This window comes from Terriglobus sp. RCC_193 (assembly GCF_041355105.1).
Lineage (GTDB): Bacteria > Acidobacteriota > Terriglobia > Terriglobales > Acidobacteriaceae > Terriglobus.
Window position 1 is genome coordinate 1,025,200 of the sequence record NZ_JBFUPK010000001.1, and the last position, 21,887, is coordinate 1,047,086.

A 21,887-nucleotide genomic window follows, 5' to 3' on the forward strand; every position below is an offset into this window, starting at 1 on the left:
CATGCTTGAAAAACTGCGGCCACTGTTCCCTTACCTGAATCGTTATCGCGGACATCTTGTCCGTGGAGCGGTGGCCGTTCTGTTTTACAACGCATCGAAAGTCGTTATGCCGCTGCTCATTGGCCATGCGGTAGATGATGTGGTTCATCACGGTGCACAGGGTATCGTCGCGCGCAATGTGATGCTGCTCATCGCCATTGCCTGTGTTGCCGCGGTCTGCCTGTATGCCACGCGATGGATTCTCATCGGCGCATCACGCGAGATTGAATACGATCTGCGCAACGACCTCTTCGCATCGCTCGAAAAGCAATCGATCACCTTCTTTCACGAACATCGCACGGGCGACATCATGGCGCGTGCGACGAATGATCTGAATGCGGTTCGCCAACTGCTGGGTCCGGCCATCATGTATTCGGCCAACACCGTGGTCTTCACTGCGGCTGCGCTGCCCTTCATGTTTCACATCTCGTCGCGGCTTACATTATTGGCGTTCCTGCCGTTGCCGATTGCGTCAGTTGTTGTGCAGTTGATGGGACGCAGAATCCATCAGCGTTTTGAACGCATCCAGGCCATGTTCTCTGAGATCAGTGCCAAGGCGCAGGAGAACTTCTCCGGTGTGCGACTGGTGCGTGCCTTTGCACAGGAAGAGGCGGAGATTCGTTCGTTTGAAGAAGCGAATCACGAATACATTCGTCGTTCGCTGTTCCTTGTGCGCATCATGGCCATGCTGTGGCCCACGCTGGAGTTTGTGCTTGGCCTGTCCATTGTTCTGACGTTGCTCGTCGGTGGGCACCAGGTGGTCTTAGGGAATATCAGCGCTGGCCAATTCACCAGTTACATGGTCTTCATGGTGCAGTTGACCTTCCCCATGCTGGCGCTCGGCTACGTCATCAATCTCTTCCAACGCGGCACAGCTTCCGTGATGCGCATCGACGAACTGATGAAGGCCGTGCCATCGATTCAGGATGAGAGCGGCAACGCAGTTGCCATTGATGCAGTGCCACAGGGCGAGGTGGAGTTTCGCGATCTCACCTTCGGTTACGGCAACGGGCCGAAGATACTTGACGGCGTGAACCTGACCATTCCAGCAGGATCATCGCTGGCCATTGTTGGCCCCACAGGTAGCGGCAAGACAACGCTCGTGAACCTGATCCCGCGCCTGCTGGATGCACCTGCCGGTGAAGTGCTGATCGATGGCCTGCCAATTCGCGAATGGCCTCTTGCCACTCTGCGACGCGCCATCGGCTTTGTGCCGCAGGAGACGTTTCTCTTCTCCACTTCAATCCGCGACAACATCGCCTTCGGTGTTCCTGATGCTACAGATGAGCAGATTGAAGAAGCAGCGCGGCGCGCGCACATCGCCGCAGAGATTCTTGAGTTCCCGCAAGGCTTTGGCACACTTGTTGGCGAACGAGGCGTAACGCTTTCCGGTGGTCAGAAACAGCGGACATCCATTGCGCGAGCGATCCTGCGCAATCCGCGCATTCTCATCCTTGATGATGCGCTTGCCTCCGTGGACACGTACACAGAAGAGCAGATCCTCAAAGGCCTGCGCGAGGTGATGCAGGATCGCACCACCATCCTCATCGCGCATCGTGTCTCCACTGCGCGTTCCGCGGACCGCATCGCTGTATTGGTCAACGGACGCATCGCCCAGCTTGGCACGCATGAAGAACTGCTTGCCGAAGGCGGCTACTACGCGGAACTCTTTGAGAAGCAGCAGCTCGAAGAAGAGATCGTCGCCGAATAATCCCGCTCCGATAAACGAACACTGTGACACGGGTCATTGAATCCTTCGCCCTTTAATCATTATCTTAAATACATATTAAAGCCGAAGGAGCCCACATTGCTTTCACCGCGTCAGCTCGAGATCGTCAAGTCCACCATGCCCGCCCTTGCTCAACATGGCGAGGAGATTACGCGCATCTTTTACGCCAACCTGCTCGGTGAAAATCCGCAGTTGATGTCGCAGTTCAACGTAGATGATCAGAAGTCCGGCGAACAGCCCAAGCGACTGGCGCAGTCCATCCTTGCCTACGTTGCGAATCTGGATCGCTTGGAGAATCTTGGACCCGCCGTGGAGAAGATTGCGCATCGCCATGTGCAGACACACGTCACGCCGGAGCAGTATCCGCTCGTGGGACAGTATCTGTTGCAGGCGATGAAGATTGTGCTGGGCGATGCCATTACGCCCGAGGTGCTGGAAGCATGGACAGCCGCGTATCAGCAGCTTGCGGATGTGATGATCGCGCGGGAAAAGGAGATCTACGCGGAGAAGCCTGCGCTGGCATAACGTGCGATGCGCCGTAGACTGTGAACACGCACCATGCAACTGACTCGATTTTCCGATCTTTCGCTGCGTCTGCTGCTGTATCTGGCCAGCCGTGACAAGCCACTGGAGACAGTGGTGACGGTACGCGCCGCGGCTGAATTATTCAATGTTCCCTACACGCACATGGTGAAAGTGGCCTATCAGCTTGGCCTGGCAGGACTGGTGGAAACGGCAAAGGGACGGGGAGGCGGCCTCAGGCTGGGTCGCCCTCCCGAATCGTTACGCATCGGTGCGATCGTACGTATGACCGAGCCCAAAGGCGGCCTGGTTGATTGCTGGACACAACCATGCCCACTGCGCGCCGACTGCCTGTTAAAGAACGCTCTGGACGAAGCGCACGAAGCTTTCTTTCGCGCGCTGGATCAGTACAGCCTTGCGCAGATGGCGCAGACGCCATCGCTACAGAAGCTGGTGCAGATTACAAATTAGTTTCGTGAACGAAGCATATTATGCATCGCGATACTGGCGACGCTTCAGTTCCTTGACAGCCTGCTCATGGCCCTGTTGCGCGGCTTTGCGAATCCAGTAGCGCGACTGCACATAGTCATGCTCCACGCCTTCACCGATGGCATACAGATGGCCCAATTGAAACTGCGCTTCCGCATTGTCCTGATCTGCAGCCTTGCGATACCACGATGCAGCCTGCACATAATTCTGCGGCACGCCCTGGCCAAAGTAATACAGGTCCGCCAGCTTCTGCTGTGCTTCTGCAAAATTCTGTGCGGCTGCAAGCCGATACCAATATGCCGCCTGCGTATCGCTCTTTTCTGTGCCTTCGCCTTTGCGGTGCATCAGGCCAAGGTTGTACTGCGCCCACGCCAGCTTGCTATAGGCCGCGCGCTGGCACCAGGTGAATGCCTCAGCAAAATCGTTCGCGGAATAATAACGAAAACTCAGATTGGCCTGCGCATAGGCATGACCCTGCTCGGCGGCTTTGCGCTCCCAATATGCGGCCTGTTCGTCGTCCTTAGCAACGCCGGTGCCTTCGTTATAGAGCGTGCTCAGGAGGTATTGCGATTCAGCGTGACCCTGCTCGGCAGCCAGACGAAACGATGCCGCGGCCGCAGCATAATCACCTTCGTTGTACAGCTCCAATGCCTGCTTGTAATGCGGGTTCGACGCAGCACCAGCGGCATCGCGGCGGCCACGCGCAATCATGCCGGAGCGTGCTGTGTGTAACGACAGCCCAGATCCCGTGGGTACGTGTTGCAGGCCGGACTGTTCGTTATCTTCCATGAACGTTCATCTGCCGATCGATCAAATCGAAGCGACGCTGCGCTTCTGCGATCTGGTTGCGCACGCTGACTGCAAGCTCCGTCAACAGATCGCGATGCTCGCGTGCAGCCGTCTCCGCATCCTGCAACATCATGGCAATCTCGCTACCCTGCAGCGAGTAGCGCTCCATCTCCAAGGATGCAATGTCGCGTTTGGCATGTTGCATCTGCCGTGTCATGCGCAACAACTCCGCAGCAGTGGTTTCACCCGCAACAGCCGCGTTGATCTCAAGATGATCGTCCAACATGCGCTGTAACGTCTCTGTATCGCCGCGTCGATACGCCTGATTGGCGCGCGCCATCAGCAGCGTGAAGTATTGCTGCTCCGCCTCGTCTCGCGCAAAGTCCGGATGAATGCGCTTGGCCACTTCGCGAAAGAGTGTCTTCAGATTAGTCGGTGGATCAAACTCTTCTGCCTCGCGCGCTTCACCAAATGCAGCATCGTGGCTCTCCTGTGCACGCTGCTTTGCCTCTACTGCACGTTGCCGCGCCGCATCGGAGCCATAGAGCGCAGCTTCATGTTCCGTAATGCGCGCTTCCAATGCATCCAGCTCGGCGTACAGCACGCCCACCTGTCGTAGATAACGGCCTTCAAACGCCTTTAACTGCGCGCGAAACTGCGCAAGCTCCGCCTCCAACTCCGCAAGCAGCGTACGCACAGCGGCAAGCTGTTCGCGTCGTTCTGCAAGCGAAATCGCATCGGGAGAAGGTTTGAGAACAATTTCAGAGGACATGGACAATCTGCTTCCAGTGTATCGAAGCAAAGGCTCAGGCAAGCCCCAGACCGCCATCGACAGCCAGCACCTGTCCCGTGATGAACTGTGGGGCCGACGCAAAGAACAACACCGCCTTCACCACATCAGCAGGAGAACCATCGCGCTGCATCGGTGTCTTCGCTGCCATGCGTTCCGGCTCATCCGGAAAACGAATCATGCCCGGAGCGATAGCATTCACGCTGACTTCCGGCGCCCACGCTTTCGCCATGGTCTGCGTCAGCATGTGCAACGCCGCCTTGCTGGAACAGTAGTGGCCGTGCGTTACCCACGGACGGATGCCGCCCAGCGAGCCAATGTTGAGAATTCTTCCCTGCCCGCTGCTGCGAAGATGCGGCAACGCTGCCTGCGCCACCAGGAACGGTCCACGCGTATTCGTTGCAAAGATGCGGTCCCACTGCTCCGGTGTCAGGTTTTCCAGCTTTGCCGACTCAAACATGCCCGCATTGTTGATGAGCAGATCAATGCCTTGCAGAAAGTTGGCAGCTTCTTCGATAGCACTGCTGACTTGGTCGGGCACAGTCACATCGCAATGAAGTGCTGCGTATCGCCCACCAAGTGGCTTTACGGCCTGTAGCAAATCGGTTGCAGCTTCATCGGAACGGCGCGTGGTTACGACAACATTCGCTCCGGCATTCGCCAACGCCAAAGCAAAGGCTCGGCCAAGCCTGCGAACGCCGCCTGTAATCAGGACACGACGTCCACGAAGACTTTCGTGCGAAGAAGTCATAGTTAATTCGATTGCGGTGGTGCGGGCGTGCCATCCGCTACCGGTGCAGCGTTCCCCGTCTTTGTCGGCTGCTTCGACGCGGGTGCGGCTGTGGTTCCAGGTTGGATTGTGGCATCGCCATCTGCAGTTTTGTTCTTTGGCAGCGCAGGCAGCTTGATCACCGGTTCACTGGCCGACAACGGTTTTGCAGTCGTCGTTGGCGCCGTCTGTGTGCGAATCGGTTCCTGCACGCCAACATTGCGTTTCAGGTTCCCCTTGCCTTCATTCTCGTCGTAAGCAGATACCTGCTGCGTGGGCCGCTTCATGCGAATGGTCAACTGCTTTGACGGAGCATCCAGTTTGATGTCGCCTGCATAGGTTTCAAACCCACTCGCGATCACCTGCACCTGCACATCCGATCCCGTCGGGATGATGTCGATGAAGGCCTTGCCATCAGGTCCGGACTTCACTTCCAGGTTGCCCTCGTCAATACCGTCCCTGGTGGGATGAAAGATCACTCCAGCATTTTCAATGACCTTGCCGTTGAAGTCCCGCACCACAAGAATCTCAAGATGGCTGGTCTCCGGCGGAGCTTTGTATTTACGTCCGTGACGCTCATTTTGAGCGGAAAGGAACGGTGCGGCGGAGAGCAGCAGGGTGGCAACGACGGGGAGCGCACGGCGGGACAACATGCCCTGCATTCTATCGTTCCGAGGGGTATTCTGTCGCGGTGCCCCCGGCGCGTTCTGGCGCTATGGCCGATGCGGATTCGGACATGAGCGCCTTTCACTCACATTTCACGGATTAGCACTTGACGGCTATGACTGCCAGTTCGTACATTAGCAATCGGAAGGATGGAGTGCTAAAACACACCATCGACCACCACCCAAGGAGAACGAAACACCATGGCATCGACTTTCACACCGCTGCATGACCGCATTCTGGTGCGCCGCCTGGAAGAGGGCGAGACGCTTCGCGGCGGCATCATCATCCCCGACTCCGCTAAGGAAAAGCCGCAGCAGGGCACTGTTATCAGCGTTGGCAAGGGCAAGAGCAACGATGAAGGCAAGGTATTCCCGCTGGACGTTAAGGCTGGCGACACGGTTCTCTTCGGCAAGTACTCCGGCACGGAAATCAAGCTGGACGGCGAAGACCTCCTGATCATGCGCGAAGAAGAAGTTCTCGGCATTCTCAAGTAAGCGTTGCCACCGAGGTCGTCATTCTGACCGAAGCGAAGAATCCAAACGATACCTCGAAGTAGCAATACTGCTAAACCTTTTCAGCCACAAACATTCAAACCCGCTGCTCCGTGTGAGCGCGAAGAAGGAAGAAACACAATGGCAAAGGTAATTCTGCACGGTGAAGATTCCCGTCAGGCGATTCTGCGCGGCGTGAACACGCTCGCGGACGCCGTCAAGGTCACCCTCGGCCCCAAGGGTCGCAACGTTGTTATCGAGAAGAAGTTCGGTTCGCCGACGATCACCAAGGACGGCGTCACCGTCGCCAAGGAAATCGAGCTGAAGGACCCGATCGAAAACGTAGGCGCACAGCTGGTCAAGGAAGTTGCTTCCAAGACCTCTGACGTTGCCGGCGACGGCACCACCACCGCCACCGTTCTGGCACAGGCCATCTACCGCGAAGGCGTGAAGACGGTTGCAGCCGGTGCAAACCCCACCGCTCTGAAGCGCGGCATCGACAAGGCTGTAGAAGCCATTGTGGGCAAGCGCGACGAGCATGGCAACGTCTCGGGCGGCGCTCTGTCGAAGCTGTCGAAGCCGGTTTCCGGCGACATGATCGCCCAGGTGGGCACCATCTCTGCCAACTCGGATTCGCAGATCGGCACCATCATTGCCGAAGCGATGAAGAAGGTTGGCAAGGACGGCGTCATCACCGTGGAAGAGGCGAAGAGCATGGAGACCCAGCTCGACGTCGTGGAAGGCATGCAGTTTGATCGCGGCTACCTGTCGCCCTACTTCGTGACCGATGCAGAGCGTATGGAAGCTTCGTTCGACGATCCTTACATTCTCATCTACGAGAAGAAGGTCTCCGCGATGAAGGACATCCTGCCCCTTCTGGAGCAGGTGGCCCGCACCGGCAAGGCACTCATCATCATTGCTGAAGATGTGGACGGCGAAGCTCTTGCAACCCTCGTGGTCAACAAGCTGCGTGGCACGCTGAATGTGGCTGCGGTGAAGGCTCCTGGCTTCGGCGACCGCCGCAAGGCCATGCTGGGCGACATCGCCATCCTGACCGGTGGCAAGGCCATCACGGAAGACCTCGGCATCAAGCTGGAGTCCGTGAAGCTTGAGGACCTGGGCACCGCGAAGCGCGTGACCATCGACAAGGACAACACCACCATCATCGACGGCGCCGGCAAGGAAGCCGACATCGACGGTCGCGTGCGCGAGATCCGTAGCCAGGTTGAAAAGACCACTTCCGATTACGATCGCGAGAAGCTGCAGGAACGCCTCGCCAAGCTGGTGGGTGGCGTTGCCGTCATCAAGGTCGGTGCTGCTACCGAAACCGAGATGAAGGAAAAGAAGGCCCGCGTGGAAGACGCAATGCACGCAACCCGTGCAGCCGTGGAAGAAGGCATCGTCCCGGGCGGTGGTGTGGCGCTGGTTCGTTGCGCTGCTGACGTCGACGCACTCATCAAGACCCTCGAAGGCGACGAGAAGATCGGTGCATCGATCATCCGCCGCGCCATCGAAGAGCCGCTGCGTCAGATCGTTGCCAACGCTGGCGAAGAGGGTGCAGTGGTTGTGGGCAAGATCCTGGAGTCCAAGGACAACCAGGGTTACAACGCAGCAACCGGTAAGTTCGAAGACCTGGTTGCCGCTGGCGTCATTGACCCCACCAAGGTAACCCGTACCGCTCTGCAGAACGCAGCCAGCATCTCCGGCCTGCTCCTGACCACGGAAGCTCTCATTGCAGAGATTCCGGAGAAGGCAGCACCGGCAGGCGGCCACTCGCACGGCGGCGGCATGGACGGCATGTACTAAGCCTCAAATGCACGAACAACAAAGAAAGCCCCGGAGCAATCCGGGGCTTTCTTATTTACGAAAGAGCGACTCCGTTGAAAGCCCTTCAACTAGAACCAATGCGTTCAGGCTTCCGGAAAACGTGATGGGGAGATAACCCATCAGAGCAGTAAGTGCAGGAACATTAGATTGCAAACGTGGACGAAGCGCCTACTTATCCGTTGTGCCCAATGCATGAAGTAATGCAGGCACAAACATCGGCATGAACTTCGCTTTACCCTGCGCGCTCAGGTGGATGAAGTCCGTGTAGTCGTCGCCATGAAAATCGCTATCGGCCATCGGACGTAGATACGGCACACTGTTCGCCGCAGCCGCCTGCTGAATCTGCGCGGCATTCTGATCGCCGTTGGGGTCGTTTGCAGGCAACGCTAAATACATCAACTTCACGTTGTACTGTTTGCATACTGCGGCCAGCTCGCGCATGCGTTCCGGATCAAACTGCTGTGGCCCCAGCATCTCTGTTCCGGTAGCAAACAGGATGGAGCGATATCCCGGAATCGCATCTTTGAACGCCACCTGTGCGGAACTGCGCGTGCCCCAGTATGGGCTCACGTACTCCAGAAAGTGCATCACGTACGCAGAAGCCCCGCCGTGGTCACGCCGCGACAGCTCCAATACTTCATGCGGAGTCAACAGGTAGTGCGTTGTCTCCATGAATACCGGCACGTGCGAGCTCATCTGTGCCGGGCTGATGGTCAACACAACATAGCTGGGCCGCGCTCCCTGCTGAAACAACGACGGCAGAATCAGCGACCAATCCGGATAGCCCGTGGACTCCAGAACCAGCCGATGCACATCGTACTGGCTGCGCATCTGGGTACGCAGCGCGTCCATATCGACCGCTTCCAGGATCAGCGAATTCCCTACCAGCAATACGGTAGGCCTGTCTCCATCGGAATGTGGTCGAAGTGAAACAGCCTCCTTGTGCTCCTGCGTCACGCGATGGCCACGCCCGGAAGGCCGTTGCATGCGCCAGTAGCTTGCCACTTCCAGCAGCACATAGCCCAGGAAAAGCACCGTCAGCAGCAGCTTGATCTTGTTCGTCGTTTGTCGCGTCACAGAGTGCAGGCCTTAGAACTGGAAGTAGAGAAACGGTGAAGCCTGACCGGTGGCAGCGAATGCTGCAAGCAGCAGCACGGCAGCAGCACCGGCTGTCTGGATCGTCGGCGAAAAGCGTTGCAGGAAATACTCTGTTCCAGAGCGTTCCATGAAGATATCCATCGCAAGACACAACACAACAAATGCAAACAATGGCGGAATGAAATGTGCAGCCTGATACACGTCGCTGCTCTGCGTAAACCCGCGCAGGTAATGCATTGCATCATGCAGCGACGTCGCTCGAAAGAAGATCCACCCGAGACAAACAAAGTGAAACACAAGTAACGCACGTACTGGCTGGAATCGCCGTGCCGCTGCGGAATCGGCCGTCGCGCCACCGAAGAGTCGTTCCACACCCAGGCCAATGCCATGCAGCATACCCCAGATCACAAACGTCCAATTCGCTCCATGCCACAGGCCACCCAGCAGCATCGTCAGGAACAGGTTGCGATAGGTGTTGAATTCGCCATGTCGCGACCCACCCAGAGGAATGTACAGATAGTCGCGCAGCCACGTGCTTAAGCTGATGTGCCAACGCCGCCAGAACTCCTGCAACGACGTGGAGAAGTATGGCTGGCGGAAGTTCACCATGAAGTGGAAGCCAAGCACCTGTGCGCTGCCGCGTGCAATATCGCTATAACCTGCAAAGTCGCCATAGATCTGAAACGCGAACGCATAGATACCCAGCAGATGCGGCAGCCAGCCATGCCCCAGCTTCCCCGTGAATGCCGCGTTCGCAATCGTCGCGCAGTTATCCGCGATCACACACTTCCGCAGAATGCCGCTGACAATGAGCATGCAACCGTGAAAGAACTTCGTACTATCAAACGTGCGCGGCTGCTGCACCTGCCCCAGCAAATGCGATGGCCGCTGGATTGGTCCGGCAATCAAATGTGGAAACAGGCTGATGAACAGCGCATATTCTTCCAGCGAATGTGCAGGTTCCACCTTGCGCTGGTACACGTCGACAATGTAAGCGACTTCCTGAAACGTATAGAACGAGATAGCCGGCGGCAGCACGATCATCAACAGCGTATGTTTCAGTGAATGTGCGGCCAGCGACGGGAACAGCCGCTCACTGCTGTGGATGAAGAAGCCAAGATACTTGAAGTACGCCAGCACGCCGAAGTTCAATACCAGCGATGCCGTCAGCAGTGTCCGACGTTTTCTTTGATCCTGGCTGGAGGCAATGGCGCTGCCGATCAGATAATCAATGACGGTGGAACCGGCCATCAGGAAGAGAAAGCGCCAGTCCCACCATCCATAAAAGAAGTAGCTTCCCGCCAGCAGAAGACGGTTCTGCGCGCGAAAGCCCAGCTTCCAGTAAATTGCCGTAACCAGGATGAGAAAGAGGAAATAGACGGGCGAATCAAACAGCATCGAGCAACGTCATCCCCCTGAATTGAACGCCAATGTTCTCATCCTAGCGCAGCGCACCACCCATCGCCGCATCATTTCCCTGTGCCATGCGTTGCACGTACAGTTTTGTTCCTTTCGCTCCATCCACGCGTAGCTGCTCCAGCTTACGTGTTCCCGTCTGGAAGGACAGCAGCCAGCTCTCATTCAGGTTCTTCTCAAACTGTTTCAGATACGGGCTGATGCTGGGCGGATTCAGGCTTCCCTGGTTGAACATGTTCGCACCGGTCGAATCTGCTAGATCGCCCAGGTAGCTCTGTCCGCTGAAACTGGCAAAACCGGGATGCGTATCGAAACGACCGTAATAAATGGAATACACCGGCACGCCCGCGCGCTGCGCATCCTGAATCGCTGACTGCACGTAGGGGCTGTACTGGTTGTTTGGTGTGGGTGCTCCGTTATACAGATCGATGCCATTCGTAATCATCAACACCACGCGCGGTGCCGTTTTATCGCCCGGCCAGTTCTTGATCAGATCCTGCAAACAGAAATATGGGCTGGCGCTGATGCCCCCACCGCCCAGGGATAACCGCAACTGTTTCGCCACCACTTCAGGGTCCGAGGTAAATCCTCCGCCGCCAAACACAGCACGACCATTCTGCATATAAGCCACGCCTACAGAGACATGCTCCGCCACCAGATCCGCCGCAAAGCGACGAATTTCGTCCACCTGGTTGCCGAAGCTACCGCGCAGACCATCGTCAATCAGGATGGCCACCTGAACTGGCTTCGCGCGATTCGTAAGCAATGGTTCCAGCCGCTGCACAGGAACTTTCTTGCCCGAAAATTGAACACGAACATCAGTGGGCTGCAGCGTTACAGCCTGCCCTTTGCTGTCAGCCCGAAGCACCACACGAACGTTATAAGGACCTTCCTGCGCGTGAGAAGGAAGCGCCGCAAAAAGAAGCGCAAAAGCAGTACATGCAAAACGAAGACGTGCCAACATGAAAATCCTCCGGCCAAACTGCAGCGGCCCATGCTATCAGACGCATAGCATGGGCCGCTGGCTTCATTACTGGCGCATGTTCGACATGCACTCTTCATTACTCGTGCGGGAAACGTAACTTCAATCCGGCACGGAAGGTAAACGGCAACGATGGATAGCCAATCGGCCCCATATGTTGGTTGTTCATCAGGTTATCCAACTGCGTAAACATCGCCACCGACGGACGGACCTGATACGTAACATTCGCATCCAGCTTCGTAAATCCGGGATCGAGATTCCGATTCGGAAGCAGCATGGAGTTATCAAACGAAGAATTCGAATAGGCGTCGATAAAGGTGGAATCATCCGCCCGCGAAGCTGTCGTTCCCTTCAATGCCGCAGACCACTTTGATGCGGTGTACTGCACAATAAAGAACCCCGTCTGCGGCGGACGACGGAAGGGACGCTGCCCCACCAGCGGCGAATACTGCCCAATCGCAATGCCGGGATAATTCGGGTTGATGGTAGAAGACCCACCCAGCACCGCTAACGCATCGCTGGAGAACGATTGCTTCACCAGCGAATCCTGATACGTGTATCCCGCACGCAGGAACAGATGATGGAGCACCTGGTACTCAAGCGATGCCTCCACACCTGCGGATCGCGTATCCAGTGAATTGAGATAGAAGCTTCCAAGAGCAACAGGTAAGTTCTGATGGAAATACGCGTTGTACAGCGTTACAGGAACACCTTCCGTACCACGTCCATAGGTCGAGTGAAAGTAAGTCACATGCAGAATGGCACGGTCAGAATAAATATTCTGATCGATTCCGCCTTCATACACGCGGCTGCGCTGCGCTCCAATCGGACTTACATGGAAGGCTGCAATGCTCGCGGTATCTCCCAGGGCCACCAGCTTCTGATAGAGCGAAGAAAGCTGCGCGTTCAGGCTTGGCTCCTGCACGCCTTTGGCAAACTGGAAACGAACACGCGTTCCATGAAGCCATCGGCGCCCCGGCTGCACCGCATAATACGAAAGCCCGATCTGCGGCTGGCCTTCGGTTCCATACAGTGAGTTACGCTGGATAGCTCCACCAACGGTATAGAACAACCGGTGCCATGCATCACCATGCAGTGCCAGTGTGTAGTCGTAATTGCTGCGGCCCACCTGGTCGTTGTCGCCATACAGCGGATAGCGGAATGCGCCGCGCTCATCCTGAAAACGGAAACCGCCAACTAAAGACAGGTGATGGTTGAAGCTGTAACTGGTGCGATAGTCCAGACCATCGCGATTGTTCACCATCTCGTAGTAAGTAGGAAACGGATCATAACCAACAATGACCTGACCGGTGGCCCTGGTTCCGTTGGCGCCACGAATCGTCACGGTGTTGCCAAAGTATTCGCCATAACCGTCCGGTGTTCCTACAGCGGCAAAGTAGCGGGCCTGCTCACGCTTCCGCGCGCCAATGTAACGGAAGGTGTTGTGCCAACCGTTGCTGCGTGTGTCGTCCAGCACACCGCTGATGTAAGTATCCTGATCCCCCTGCTTGCCGTTCTGCGCAAGACCCTGGAAGTCCCATGCGCCCGGAGTTCCAGTGGCACTTACAGCATTGCGTACAGTGCCACGAACGCTTGTGGTCGCGCTAAAGCTATAACCAAGATTCGCTGCTGAAGTGGCGGCATGGTAACGATCATTCGGCAACGCATTGGAACTATCGAAACGCGAAAACGCTCCGAAGTAATCGGCCTTGCCGTAAGTACCGGACAGTGTGCCTTCGTTACGCCACGTGTGTAGATTGCCTGCATCGCCCGAGTAAGTCAGCACTGGCCTCAGAGACGTGCCATGCGGCGTTTCAAATCGTATTACGCCTGCACGCGCGTCGGTCCCGTACAGAACGCTGTCTGGCCCACGATGTGTCTCGATCGAGGTAAATGCAGTCGAAGATACAGTGCCGTAATCAAACACACCACCGACATCGTTTGCAGGCACATCGTCAATCAGAACTTTGTTAGCGTCAGAGTTTGCGCCACGCACAAACATCGATGTCACACCGCCATACTGTCCGGTCTGTACCATCGCCACGCCGGGTTGCAGGCGAAGTTCATTCACCACACCCACGCGCGTGCTCAGTGCCTCAGCGTCAATCAAAGAAACACTTCCGCTGGCCTGCTGAACAGGCATCGGCTCGCCGGTAGCCGTTACAGTAATGTCCTGCTTGATGGGGCTGATCGTCAGTTGAAGATTCTTCTGCACCACATCCAGCGACCGACCATAAAACGAATCGCTTACCTGTGCAGAAAATGTGGGCGCATCCGCAATCAGGAGAAAGCGGCCATCTTCGCTGGAACGAATCTCAAACGAACCATCCGGCAGCGTAGTGGTCGATGCCACCACCTGCGTCCCCTTCACCAGCCGCACATGGGCAACAGAGATAGGACGTCCCAGCGGATCGCGAACCATGCCACGAACAACAACAGCGTGTGCAACCGATGCGGTGAGGGCGCACACGGCAACTGCGCACAATTGCGCCGCCACGCGTCGCTTTTGAGCGATGCAATACATATCAGAATTCTCCTCTGCTTCCCCCGCGGGAGCATGGTTTACAACCAGCAGCGGAATCGGTCTCCTGACTTACGCGCATCGCACATTACTTTCGCATCTCGCACAGGCTGTCTTCCCACTTACGCAGTGATAGCTTGTGTCTCGAAAGGATGTGTCTTCGAAAGCTATTCGAAGATGCGCGCTTACAGTTGCGGGGCAGTGGCGGACTTTCACCGCGCTTCCCAAGGCATTCCTCTGCGCTTGTGTTGAAGAAAGCAATCCTCTGCAGGACTGCAACAAAACGTGTGTTGCCAGTGTACCTGCAATAACGCTTGTTTTATGGGGTTTTCAGAAGCATCTGCGCAGCAACCTCAACGGCGATCTCACCAGCAAGTGCGCATTGTTCCCGGCTTACATCATGATGCGTAACAAAACGAACTGTATTTCCATTGATTGCGCTGGCCAGCACACCACGCTCTTTCAATGAAGCCACATAGTCAGGCGCATCAAATTCCGTGCGGAAGATGACGATGTTTGTCTCCACTTCAGCAGGATCAATCAGGACGCCTTCAACGCCGGCAATCCTCTGCGCCAGTAGTTTTGCATTGGCATGGTCATCCTTCAGCCACTTCGACATTACGTCCAGCGCAATTAATCCAGCCGCAGCCAGCACACCCGCCTGACGCATGCCGCCACCAAGCGCCTTGCGAATACGCCGCGCCTTGTCGATGTTCTTGCGTGAACTGACCAGCAACGATCCCACCGGCGCACACAGCCCTTTCGACAGGCAGAAGTTCACAGAGTCGTAACCGGCAGTCAAAGTAGCAACATCGACATTCAACGCAGCAGCAGCATTGAAAACACGCGCGCCATCCAGATGAATGGGCAGGCCGCGACCATGCGCACCATCACGAAGCTCACGCATCACCGCCAGCGGCGTAACCGATCCGCCTGCCATGTTGTGCGTGTTCTCCACCCAGATCAGGCCAGTCTGTGCCTTGTAATACAAGCCTGTCGTAGCAAGCGCAGATTCAATATCCTTCCAGCGAAGTATCCCGCGTTGCCCCTGCACCGTGCGAAGCTGGCATCCGCTGAACATCGCGGCCATGCCCATCTCCCAATCCAGCACATGCGCGCGCGATTCGCACACAACTTCCCTGCCTGGCTCCGTGTGCATGCGCAGCGCAATCTGGTTCCCCATTGATCCCGTGGGAACAAAGATGGCCGCCTCCATGCCAAAGGCCTCCGCGGCACGCTCTTCCAGGCGATTCACCGTCGGGTCTTCGCTGTACACGTCATCGCCCACTTCGGCGGATGCCATCGCCGCACGCATCTCCGGCGTGGGTTTGGTTACGGTGTCGCTGCGCAGATCAATCACTTCCATCGTCACTTCTCCTAATCCTTTGGGAGAACTCATGCCACAGCTGGTTCATCGGCCAGCAATTCACCAAAGATGCTTGATGACACGATGCGCCCGCGCTGGGTCAGCATGGCGCGGCCATCTTCCAACCGCATCAGCCCGTCGCGCTGCAAATTCTGAACGCGTTCAACCAGAGCGTCCACCCACGCCGCCGGAAACGACTGCTGCAATTCCGCAATCGAAACGCCCTCAACCAGTCGCAGCCCCAGGAAGATACTCTCCTCCCACTCGCCCAGCATGTCGATGTGTTCCACTTCGACGACTTCACTGCCTGCAATGTACGGGTCGAGTGCATCACCATTCGCAAATCGCGAAGCACGGCTATCCGCCTGCGCACGCAGCATGGAATGCGCGTCGAGTCCAAAGCCAAAATACGCATCGCGCTTCCAATACTTCAAATTGTGTCGAGACGCACAGCCCCCACGCGCAAAGTTGGAGATCTCATACTGCGCGAGCCCCGCGGCCCCCAACGTCTCACAAGCGTGCGCATACAAATCTGCCACCAGCGAATCCGTTGGTGCGGCATGCGCACCGTAGCGAACACCCGGGCCAATGAGTTCACGCCCCAGTCGCGAGTCCTCATCCACTTCCAGCATGTACACCGACACATGCTCCACATCAGAGCCAATCGCCGTCTGCAACGAATGCGACCACGACGCAGCCGTCTGGTGCGGCAATCCTGCAATCAGATCAACATTCAGATTACGAATCCCCGCAGCGCGCAACCGTTCCAGTTCCGCAAGGCACGCATCGCCCGTATGTGTACGCCCCACGGCACGTGATTCCGCATCCACAAAACTCTGCACGCCCAGCGAAATGCGGTTCACACCGCTCCGCAACAATATTTCCAGCAACGCATCCGAAATCTGCCCCGGAGCAGCCTCCACGGTGATCTCAGCATCCTGTTCCATGGGATAAGCCCTGTGCAAAGCCGCAAATACTCGCGCCATCTGCTCCGGCTCCAGCAGCGAAGGCGTGCCACCGCCCAGAAACACGGAATCCACCCGCGGCGGCACTTCCAGCCGGTGCTGTGCAGCAAACTCCCGCGACGCCTCAATCTCCGCCACCAGCCGGTCGACATAGGCCGCCATCCGCGCGGGGGGGAACGCATCCGACGCGAAGTTACAGAAAGTACACTTCTGCCGGCAGAACGGCACAGACACATACAGGCCGAGCGTGGCGTCGTGGGAGCGCATAGCTTCTATTTTCCCATGTATGTGCCGTAAAAAATCGTGAACCGAAGCGTGCCACAAACACATCTACAATCAAATAAGCGCATGGCCAGAAAAAGCAAAGAGAAGCCGAAGCCTGCGGCAAAGTCCGTGCACGATGAAGAGGTGTTGGGCAAAGCGTATGACAGCCGCCTGATGCGGCGTCTGCTTACCTACATGCGCCCCTACGCGGGCCATGCGGCCCTCAGCTTCGCTTCCATTCTGCTCAAGGCAAGCGCGGACGTCGTTGGCCCATATCTTGTTCTGGTTGCGACAGACCGCTACATGACCGGCCACAACACCACGTTTGTGCCACAGTGGTTTGCACGGCATCTCAGCCCGCAACCCATCATCGGCATCAGCGAATGCGCCGCGCTGTATCTCTGCGCCCTGCTTCTCAGCTACGCATTGGAATTCCTGCAGACCTATCTGATGCAGTGGACCGGCCAGCGCATCATGTTTGACATGCGCTCGCAGATCTTCCGCCACCTGCAGCGTATGCACGTCGGCTTTTACGACCGCAACCCTGTAGGCCGCCTCGTCACCCGCGTCACCAGCGACATTGATGCTCTGAACGAAATGTTCACCAGCGGTGTCCTCGCCATCTTTGAAGACGTGTTCGTGCTGGTCTTCATCATCGGCATCATGTTGTGGCTCAGCTGGCCATTGGCGCTGCTTACGCTGTCGGTGCTGCCGCTGATCGGCTATGCCACGCGACTCTTCCGCATCGCCGTACGCAGCAGTTATCGCCGCATCCGCACTGCCATTGCCAAGATCAACGCCTACACGCAGGAACACGTCAGCGGCATGAGCGTGGTGCAGCTCTTCAACCGCGAACAGCGCGCCTACGACGACTTCACCCTGATTAACGCCGAACATCGCGACGCCTATGTAGACCAGGTGCAGGCCTATTCGCTGTACTATCCCGCGGTGGAACTGCTAAGCACCATTGCTATTGCCATGGTGCTGTGGAAGGGCGGCTTCGGCGTCCTGCATGGAGCCACGTTCTTTGGCCGCGCCGTCACAATTGGCGTGCTGCTGGCGTTCATGCAGTACGCGCAGCGGTTCTTCCGCCCCATCCAGGACCTCAGCGAAAAGTACAACATCCTGCAGGCCGCCATGGCCGCCAGCGAGCGCGTCTTCAAGCTCCTTGATACCGAGCCGGAGATTGTCTCTCCCGCCACGGCCGTCGAACCACCCCACGGCGAACCCTGTTCCATCGACTTCCGTAACGTCTGGTTCACTTATCAAACCCTGACCGACGATCAGAAGGCAGCCATAGCTCTCGCGCAAACGGACGATGACCTTGCCGCCATTCCTGACGTGGAATGGATTCTTCGCGGTGTGTCTTTCTCCGTGGCCAAAGGTGAAACTGCAGCCGTCGTAGGTCATACCGGCGCAGGCAAAACCACCATCACCGCGCTGATGATGCGTTTTTACGATGTCCAGCACGGCAGTGTGCTCGTCGACGGTATGGACGTCCGCCAGATGCCGCTGGAAGCCCTCCGCAGGCGCTTCGGCGTCGTGTTGCAGGACGCCTTCCTCTTCACCGGCACCGTCAAGTCCAACATCCGCCTCGGGTCCGAATGGATCACCGACGCTGAAGTGGAACGCGCCGCCGACGAGGTGAACATAGGCGACTACATCCGCACCCTGCCCCAGGGCTTCAACGAACCCATGCAGGAGCGCGGCGCTACGCTCTCCACCGGCCAGAAGCAGCTCATCAGCTTTGCCCGTGCCCTGGCGCACCGTCCGGAGATCCTCATCCTTGACGAAGCCACCTCCTCCGTCGACACCGACACCGAACTGCGCGTCCGTTCCGCACTGGAAAAGATGATCGTCGGCCGAACGTCCTTCGTCATTGCGCACCGTTTATCCACCATCCAGCGCGCCGACAAAATCCTGGTGATGCACAAGGGAAAACTCCGCGAAAGCGGCACGCACAACGAGCTCCTGGCCCACCGCGGCCTGTATTGGCGTCTCTATCGTCTCCAGTACAAGGATCAGGAAACCACCGCGGTCCCGCTGGCCGTTGACGCCTTCCGGCTCCAGCCCGGCGACTGACATTTGTTACAGTTCTGCAAATAACCAACACAACACTACGATTTCCCCCTCCCGGTGCGCTATTCTTGCCCGGGTGCCTGCGCCCGGAATCGCAACGCAGGAGGAGAAGAACGCAAGCATGTTCAGCGTGATGCCACAGGACAGAAGTTTTTTTGACCACTTTGAACAGCTTGGCAAATGCCTGGTGGTGGTCTCTGACCAGCTCGCTGGAAGCATGAACCTCTGGCCCGGCACGAATGGTCACGTGGCCAAGATGGAGCAGAGCCGCCATGAAGCGCACCGCGTCATGCGCGAAACGCTGCTCAGGCTTGATACGGCTTTCATCACCCCGTTCGATCGCGAAGACATCCTCGAACTCACCAGCCGCATTTACGAAGCCATCGCGGTTATCTCCACCGCCGGTCGTCGCATGGAACTCTACCGCCTGGAAGAGATGCACCCCTCGCTGCGCGCACACACCACGGCCATCGACACCATGGCGTCTGAGATTTCTGCCACGCTGAACCGCCTGCGCAAAAAGGCAAAGCTCAGCGAACTCCGCGGCAACCTCGACGAAATCGGTCGCCAGGAAGAGTCAGCCCGCCAGAGCCGCGACAAGTTTCTGGTGGAGCTGTACAGCGGCCAGCCGGATCCCATCTCCGTGATGAAAAAGCGCGAAGTGCATGACCTGATGCTTGAGGCGATCTATCTCCTCGACAACCTTGGCCGCACCATCGAGCGCATTCTTCTGAAGAACGACTGACGCATGCACGCAGCACCTCTGCTTCTGGTCATCATTACGGTCGTCATCGCTCTGGGGTTTGACTTCCTCAACGGTGTGCATGATGCGGCGAACTCCATCGCCACCATCGTCACCACACGCGTGCTTACGCCGCCACAGGCCGTTTTATGGGCCGCCATCTTCAATTTTGTGGCTGCCTTCGTCTTCGGCACGGGCGTAGCGCACACCATCAGCAGCAACATGATCGACCCCAAGGTGATGAACCTTTACATCGTCCTTGCAGGTTTGATTGGAGCCATCGCCTGGAACCTGCTGACGTGGTACCTGGCGCTGCCCACCAGCTCGTCGCACGCCATCATTTCAGCGCTGGCCGGAGCCGCCATCGCAAAAGCAGGATTCTCCGCCATCGTTGCCGCTGGCTGGATTCCTGTGCTGGAATTTCTCCTCCTGTCGCCGCTCATCGGCATGGTCCTGGGCTACGTTTTCATGCACATCGCTGCCTGGACTGCTCATAAGGCGCCACGCGAAAGCGCAGCCCGGTGGTTCCGCCGGCTGCAGCTTGTCAGTGCGGGTGCTTACTCCCTCGGCCACGGCACCAACGACGCGCAGAAGACTATGGGCATCATCGTCGCCCTGCTCGTCTCCACCGGCTACGGCCAATACGCCACCGGGAACGCCGTTCTATTCGGCCGTCATCACGAAATCTCCATCTGGATCATCCTGAGCTGCCACGCAGCGATCGCCTTCGGCACCATGATCGGCGGATGGAAGATCGTCAAGACGATGGGGTCGCGCATCACGCCACACCTTCGCCCCATGGGTGGCTTCTCGGCGGAAATGGCCGCAGCCGTCACCATTGCCCTGGCGACCTTCGCCAAGGTGCCCATCTCAACAACGCACGCGATCGGCGGGGCCATCTCCGGCGTGGGAGCCACACGCGGTGTCCATGCCGTCCGCTGGATCTGGGCCAAGCGCATCGTCTACGGCTGGATTCTCACTTTCCCGGGTGCAGGCATCGTCGGTGCGGTCACGTATTACGTGCTTCACCTCACGCTGGAAGCCTGGGTCGGCGGCGCAGCAGCCATCCACTAAAAAATGCGATGACAACATGCAAAGAGGGCGCGCTGAGAAGCGCGCCCTCTTTCGTTCCATCATTGTTTAACGACGGGGTCCATGCGCATCGTTGTGGTTTTCGTGGCTGATCTGCCGGCTGGCGGCATTCTGTTCGTGGTTCACCTGCTGCCGTTCCGGAGCCGTCATCCGTCCGCCATTGGCAACACGGTCCTGCCGCACCTGACGATCAATCGACTGCTGCCGGTTCTCGGCGCGCGCTGCCTCGCCCGGTGACATGCGACCACTGTCAATGCCATTGGCAATGCGCTGCTGCTGATTCACCTCACGATTGTTCACCGTGTTGTTGGCAAAGCCACGCTGTACCGGAGCTGCGTTCACTGGTCCGCCACGTGCTCCCGGATTCATGGCGGGGCCAACAGCAGGGCGTCCCTGCGCTCCAAAGCGATTGCCGCCAACATTGGTCATCGCCACCGTCTGCGGGCGTCCGCCATTGTTCCTTGCAAACGCATTCCGATCCTGCGCCGCAAAGTTCTGGTGCTGCTGCTGGTTCACCGTCGCGCCAAAATGCTGCTCGCGGTTGAAGGCCATTTGTTGCGGTGTAGGCCGCGCGGCAATGCCTCCGGGACCATTGAAGCTTGCACGGTTGACCACGGTATTGTTGATCACCGTACGGTCAATGTACGTGTTGCGAATGACTGTCGTATTCACGTTCATCACGGCAGTGTTGTAACGGAAAGCTCCGCCGGACCACATGCCGCCGCCAAAGCCCACGCCACCATAACCGAAGCCATAGTTCACGCCGCCATAGAAACCGACGTGTGGTCCCCAGTAGCCTGCATTCCACATGTAAACCCCACCGTTATAGCCCCAATAGCCGGGCGTCCACAGCACACCCACGCGCGGCGGCGCCACCCACACACCCGGAACCCAGTAATAACCTTCCGGCCCCCATGCCCAATATCCGGGTGTCCACATATAACCCGGCTGCGGGCAGGGCGGCTGCACGTACACGGGCAACGCCGGCGGTGCGGTGCGGATGGAAATCCCAATCGCAAAAGACTGCGCGGATACATGCTGTGCCAACGGAACGGCAACAGCGAAAGCAGCAACGGCTGCAAGAGTCGCAGTGCGTGTGAACATCTTCATCAGAATCTCCCTTTGTTCGCAGCCTCGCTGCGGGACAAACGTGAAGACACGGCTGTATTGGGGATGTTGCAAAGAAAAATCTTCTTTGTACTGTTGCCAATTCTTCCCACCACCACCACTTTCGTACTCCACCCACTAGAC

Annotated in this window: 19 protein-coding genes and 1 riboswitch; of the genes, 8 read left to right on the forward strand and 11 right to left on the reverse strand. The window is 57.5% G+C overall.

Translation table 11 applies throughout. From position 1 onward, the window contains the following. Window position 1: 1 nt before the first annotated feature. The 3 genes from AB6729_RS04245 (at window position 2) to AB6729_RS04255 (ending at window position 2,761) form a co-directional block, all read left to right on the forward strand. A complete protein-coding gene (locus AB6729_RS04245; protein ID WP_371080315.1) occupies window positions 2-1,750 on the forward strand; it encodes an ABC transporter ATP-binding protein in 1,749 nt (582 codons plus the stop codon). Between the two features lie 96 nt (window positions 1,751-1,846). Continuing rightward, window positions 1,847-2,293, forward strand: coding sequence for a globin domain-containing protein (locus tag AB6729_RS04250; RefSeq protein ID WP_371080316.1), 447 nt, complete (start codon window positions 1,847-1,849; stop codon window positions 2,291-2,293). 33 nt (window positions 2,294-2,326) lie between these two features. Then, window positions 2,327-2,761 carry an Rrf2 family transcriptional regulator gene (locus AB6729_RS04255; protein ID WP_371080317.1) on the forward strand — a complete coding sequence of 145 codons (435 nt, stop codon included), beginning with the start codon at window positions 2,327-2,329 and terminating at the stop codon, window positions 2,759-2,761. Between the two features lie 18 nt (window positions 2,762-2,779). On the opposite strand, the gene AB6729_RS04260 is transcribed toward AB6729_RS04255, so the two are convergent. Genes AB6729_RS04260 through AB6729_RS04275 form a run of 4 tightly spaced genes read right to left on the reverse strand, consistent with a single transcriptional unit; the run spans window position 2,780 to window position 5,780 of the window. Beyond that, window positions 2,780-3,568 carry a tetratricopeptide repeat protein gene (locus tag AB6729_RS04260; RefSeq protein ID WP_371080318.1) on the reverse strand — a complete coding sequence of 263 codons (789 nt, stop codon included), beginning with the start codon at window positions 3,566-3,568 and terminating at the stop codon, window positions 2,780-2,782. Continuing rightward, window positions 3,558-4,340: a hypothetical protein gene (locus tag AB6729_RS04265; protein ID WP_371080319.1), complete on the reverse strand. Its 783-nt coding sequence runs from the start codon at window positions 4,338-4,340 to the stop codon at window positions 3,558-3,560. The genes AB6729_RS04260 and AB6729_RS04265 overlap by 11 nt, the downstream gene beginning before the upstream one ends. A gap of 34 nt (window positions 4,341-4,374) precedes the next feature. Further along, a complete protein-coding gene (locus AB6729_RS04270; protein WP_371080320.1) occupies window positions 4,375-5,109 on the reverse strand; it encodes an SDR family NAD(P)-dependent oxidoreductase in 735 nt (244 codons plus the stop codon). Window positions 5,110-5,111: 2 nt separating this feature from the next. Next, window positions 5,112-5,780 (reverse strand): hypothetical protein, encoded by a 669-nt coding sequence (locus tag AB6729_RS04275; RefSeq protein ID WP_371080321.1) that lies wholly within the window; start codon window positions 5,778-5,780, stop codon window positions 5,112-5,114. A gap of 213 nt (window positions 5,781-5,993) precedes the next feature. On the opposite strand from AB6729_RS04275, the gene groES reads away from it, so the two are divergent. Further along, window positions 5,994-6,287: a co-chaperone GroES gene (gene groES / locus AB6729_RS04280; RefSeq protein ID WP_047487525.1), complete on the forward strand. Its 294-nt coding sequence runs from the start codon at window positions 5,994-5,996 to the stop codon at window positions 6,285-6,287. A 138-nt stretch (window positions 6,288-6,425) separates the two neighbouring features. Then, on the forward strand, window positions 6,426-8,090 hold the full coding sequence (gene groL, locus AB6729_RS04285; protein WP_371080322.1) for a chaperonin GroEL: 1,665 nt from the start codon (window positions 6,426-6,428) through the stop codon (window positions 8,088-8,090). Window positions 8,091-8,279: 189 nt separating this feature from the next. Here groL and AB6729_RS04290 read toward each other — a convergent pair whose 3' ends face one another. The 6 genes from AB6729_RS04290 to hemW all read right to left on the reverse strand — a co-directional run bounded on the left by AB6729_RS04290 (window position 8,280) and on the right by hemW (window position 16,726). Continuing rightward, complete coding sequence (locus tag AB6729_RS04290; RefSeq protein ID WP_371080323.1) at window positions 8,280-9,188, reverse strand: hypothetical protein; 909 nt, start codon at window positions 9,186-9,188, stop codon at window positions 8,280-8,282. A gap of 12 nt (window positions 9,189-9,200) precedes the next feature. Next, window positions 9,201-10,607, reverse strand: coding sequence for an MBOAT family protein (locus AB6729_RS04295; RefSeq protein ID WP_371080324.1), 1,407 nt, complete (start codon window positions 10,605-10,607; stop codon window positions 9,201-9,203). A gap of 43 nt (window positions 10,608-10,650) precedes the next feature. Then, window positions 10,651-11,589 (reverse strand): hypothetical protein, encoded by a 939-nt coding sequence (locus tag AB6729_RS04300; RefSeq protein ID WP_371080325.1) that lies wholly within the window; start codon window positions 11,587-11,589, stop codon window positions 10,651-10,653. A 97-nt stretch (window positions 11,590-11,686) separates the two neighbouring features. Next, a complete protein-coding gene (locus AB6729_RS04305; protein WP_371080326.1) occupies window positions 11,687-14,131 on the reverse strand; it encodes a TonB-dependent receptor plug domain-containing protein in 2,445 nt (814 codons plus the stop codon). Between the two features lie 58 nt (window positions 14,132-14,189). Continuing rightward, window positions 14,190-14,354: riboswitch (cobalamin riboswitch) on the reverse strand. Between the two features lie 93 nt (window positions 14,355-14,447). Beyond that, window positions 14,448-15,527: a low specificity L-threonine aldolase gene (locus AB6729_RS04310; protein WP_371080327.1), complete on the reverse strand. Its 1,080-nt coding sequence runs from the start codon at window positions 15,525-15,527 to the stop codon at window positions 14,448-14,450. Further along, window positions 15,524-16,726, reverse strand: coding sequence for a radical SAM family heme chaperone HemW (hemW, locus tag AB6729_RS04315; RefSeq protein ID WP_371080328.1), 1,203 nt, complete (start codon window positions 16,724-16,726; stop codon window positions 15,524-15,526). Before hemW ends, AB6729_RS04310 begins: the two co-directional genes overlap by 4 nt. Before the next feature lie 81 nt (window positions 16,727-16,807). Between hemW and AB6729_RS04320 the strand changes: the two genes are divergently transcribed. The 3 genes from AB6729_RS04320 (at window position 16,808) to AB6729_RS04330 (ending at window position 20,618) form a co-directional block, all read left to right on the forward strand. Further along, entirely contained in the window at window positions 16,808-18,805 is a 1,998-nt protein-coding gene (locus AB6729_RS04320) for an ABC transporter ATP-binding protein (RefSeq protein ID WP_371080329.1), read from the forward strand. A 118-nt stretch (window positions 18,806-18,923) separates the two neighbouring features. Further along, window positions 18,924-19,547 (forward strand): DUF47 domain-containing protein, encoded by a 624-nt coding sequence (locus AB6729_RS04325; protein WP_371080330.1) that lies wholly within the window; start codon window positions 18,924-18,926, stop codon window positions 19,545-19,547. 3 nt (window positions 19,548-19,550) lie between these two features. Further along, window positions 19,551-20,618, forward strand: a complete 1,068-nt coding sequence (locus AB6729_RS04330) for an anion permease (RefSeq protein ID WP_371080331.1) — start codon at window positions 19,551-19,553, stop codon at window positions 20,616-20,618. Between the two features lie 66 nt (window positions 20,619-20,684). Here AB6729_RS04330 and AB6729_RS04335 read toward each other — a convergent pair whose 3' ends face one another. Next, window positions 20,685-21,746 carry a YXWGXW repeat-containing protein gene (locus tag AB6729_RS04335; protein ID WP_371080332.1) on the reverse strand — a complete coding sequence of 354 codons (1,062 nt, stop codon included), beginning with the start codon at window positions 21,744-21,746 and terminating at the stop codon, window positions 20,685-20,687. Window positions 21,747-21,887: the final 141 nt, after the last annotated feature.

Coding starts and splice junctions, on each gene's coding strand:
- AB6729_RS04335 (WP_371080332.1), bottom strand. CDS start 21,746: ATGAAGATGTTCACACGCACTGCGACTCTTGCAGCCGTTGCTGCTTTC.
- AB6729_RS04325 (WP_371080330.1), top strand. CDS start 18,924: ATGTTCAGCGTGATGCCACAGGACAGAAGTTTTTTTGACCACTTTGAA.
- AB6729_RS04265 (WP_371080319.1), bottom strand. CDS start 4,340: ATGTCCTCTGAAATTGTTCTCAAACCTTCTCCCGATGCGATTTCGCTT.
- AB6729_RS04320 (WP_371080329.1), top strand. CDS start 16,808: ATGGCCAGAAAAAGCAAAGAGAAGCCGAAGCCTGCGGCAAAGTCCGTG.
- AB6729_RS04300 (WP_371080325.1), bottom strand. CDS start 11,589: ATGTTGGCACGTCTTCGTTTTGCATGTACTGCTTTTGCGCTTCTTTTT.
- AB6729_RS04310 (WP_371080327.1), bottom strand. CDS start 15,527: ATGAGTTCTCCCAAAGGATTAGGAGAAGTGACGATGGAAGTGATTGAT.
- AB6729_RS04295 (WP_371080324.1), bottom strand. CDS start 10,607: ATGCTGTTTGATTCGCCCGTCTATTTCCTCTTTCTCATCCTGGTTACG.
- AB6729_RS04260 (WP_371080318.1), bottom strand. CDS start 3,568: ATGGAAGATAACGAACAGTCCGGCCTGCAACACGTACCCACGGGATCT.
- AB6729_RS04275 (WP_371080321.1), bottom strand. CDS start 5,780: ATGTTGTCCCGCCGTGCGCTCCCCGTCGTTGCCACCCTGCTGCTCTCC.
- AB6729_RS04245 (WP_371080315.1), top strand. CDS start 2: ATGCTTGAAAAACTGCGGCCACTGTTCCCTTACCTGAATCGTTATCGC.
- groL (WP_371080322.1), top strand. CDS start 6,426: ATGGCAAAGGTAATTCTGCACGGTGAAGATTCCCGTCAGGCGATTCTG.
- AB6729_RS04270 (WP_371080320.1), bottom strand. CDS start 5,109: ATGACTTCTTCGCACGAAAGTCTTCGTGGACGTCGTGTCCTGATTACA.
- AB6729_RS04330 (WP_371080331.1), top strand. CDS start 19,551: ATGCACGCAGCACCTCTGCTTCTGGTCATCATTACGGTCGTCATCGCT.
- AB6729_RS04255 (WP_371080317.1), top strand. CDS start 2,327: ATGCAACTGACTCGATTTTCCGATCTTTCGCTGCGTCTGCTGCTGTAT.
- groES (WP_047487525.1), top strand. CDS start 5,994: ATGGCATCGACTTTCACACCGCTGCATGACCGCATTCTGGTGCGCCGC.
- hemW (WP_371080328.1), bottom strand. CDS start 16,726: ATGCGCTCCCACGACGCCACGCTCGGCCTGTATGTGTCTGTGCCGTTC.
- AB6729_RS04305 (WP_371080326.1), bottom strand. CDS start 14,131: ATGTATTGCATCGCTCAAAAGCGACGCGTGGCGGCGCAATTGTGCGCA.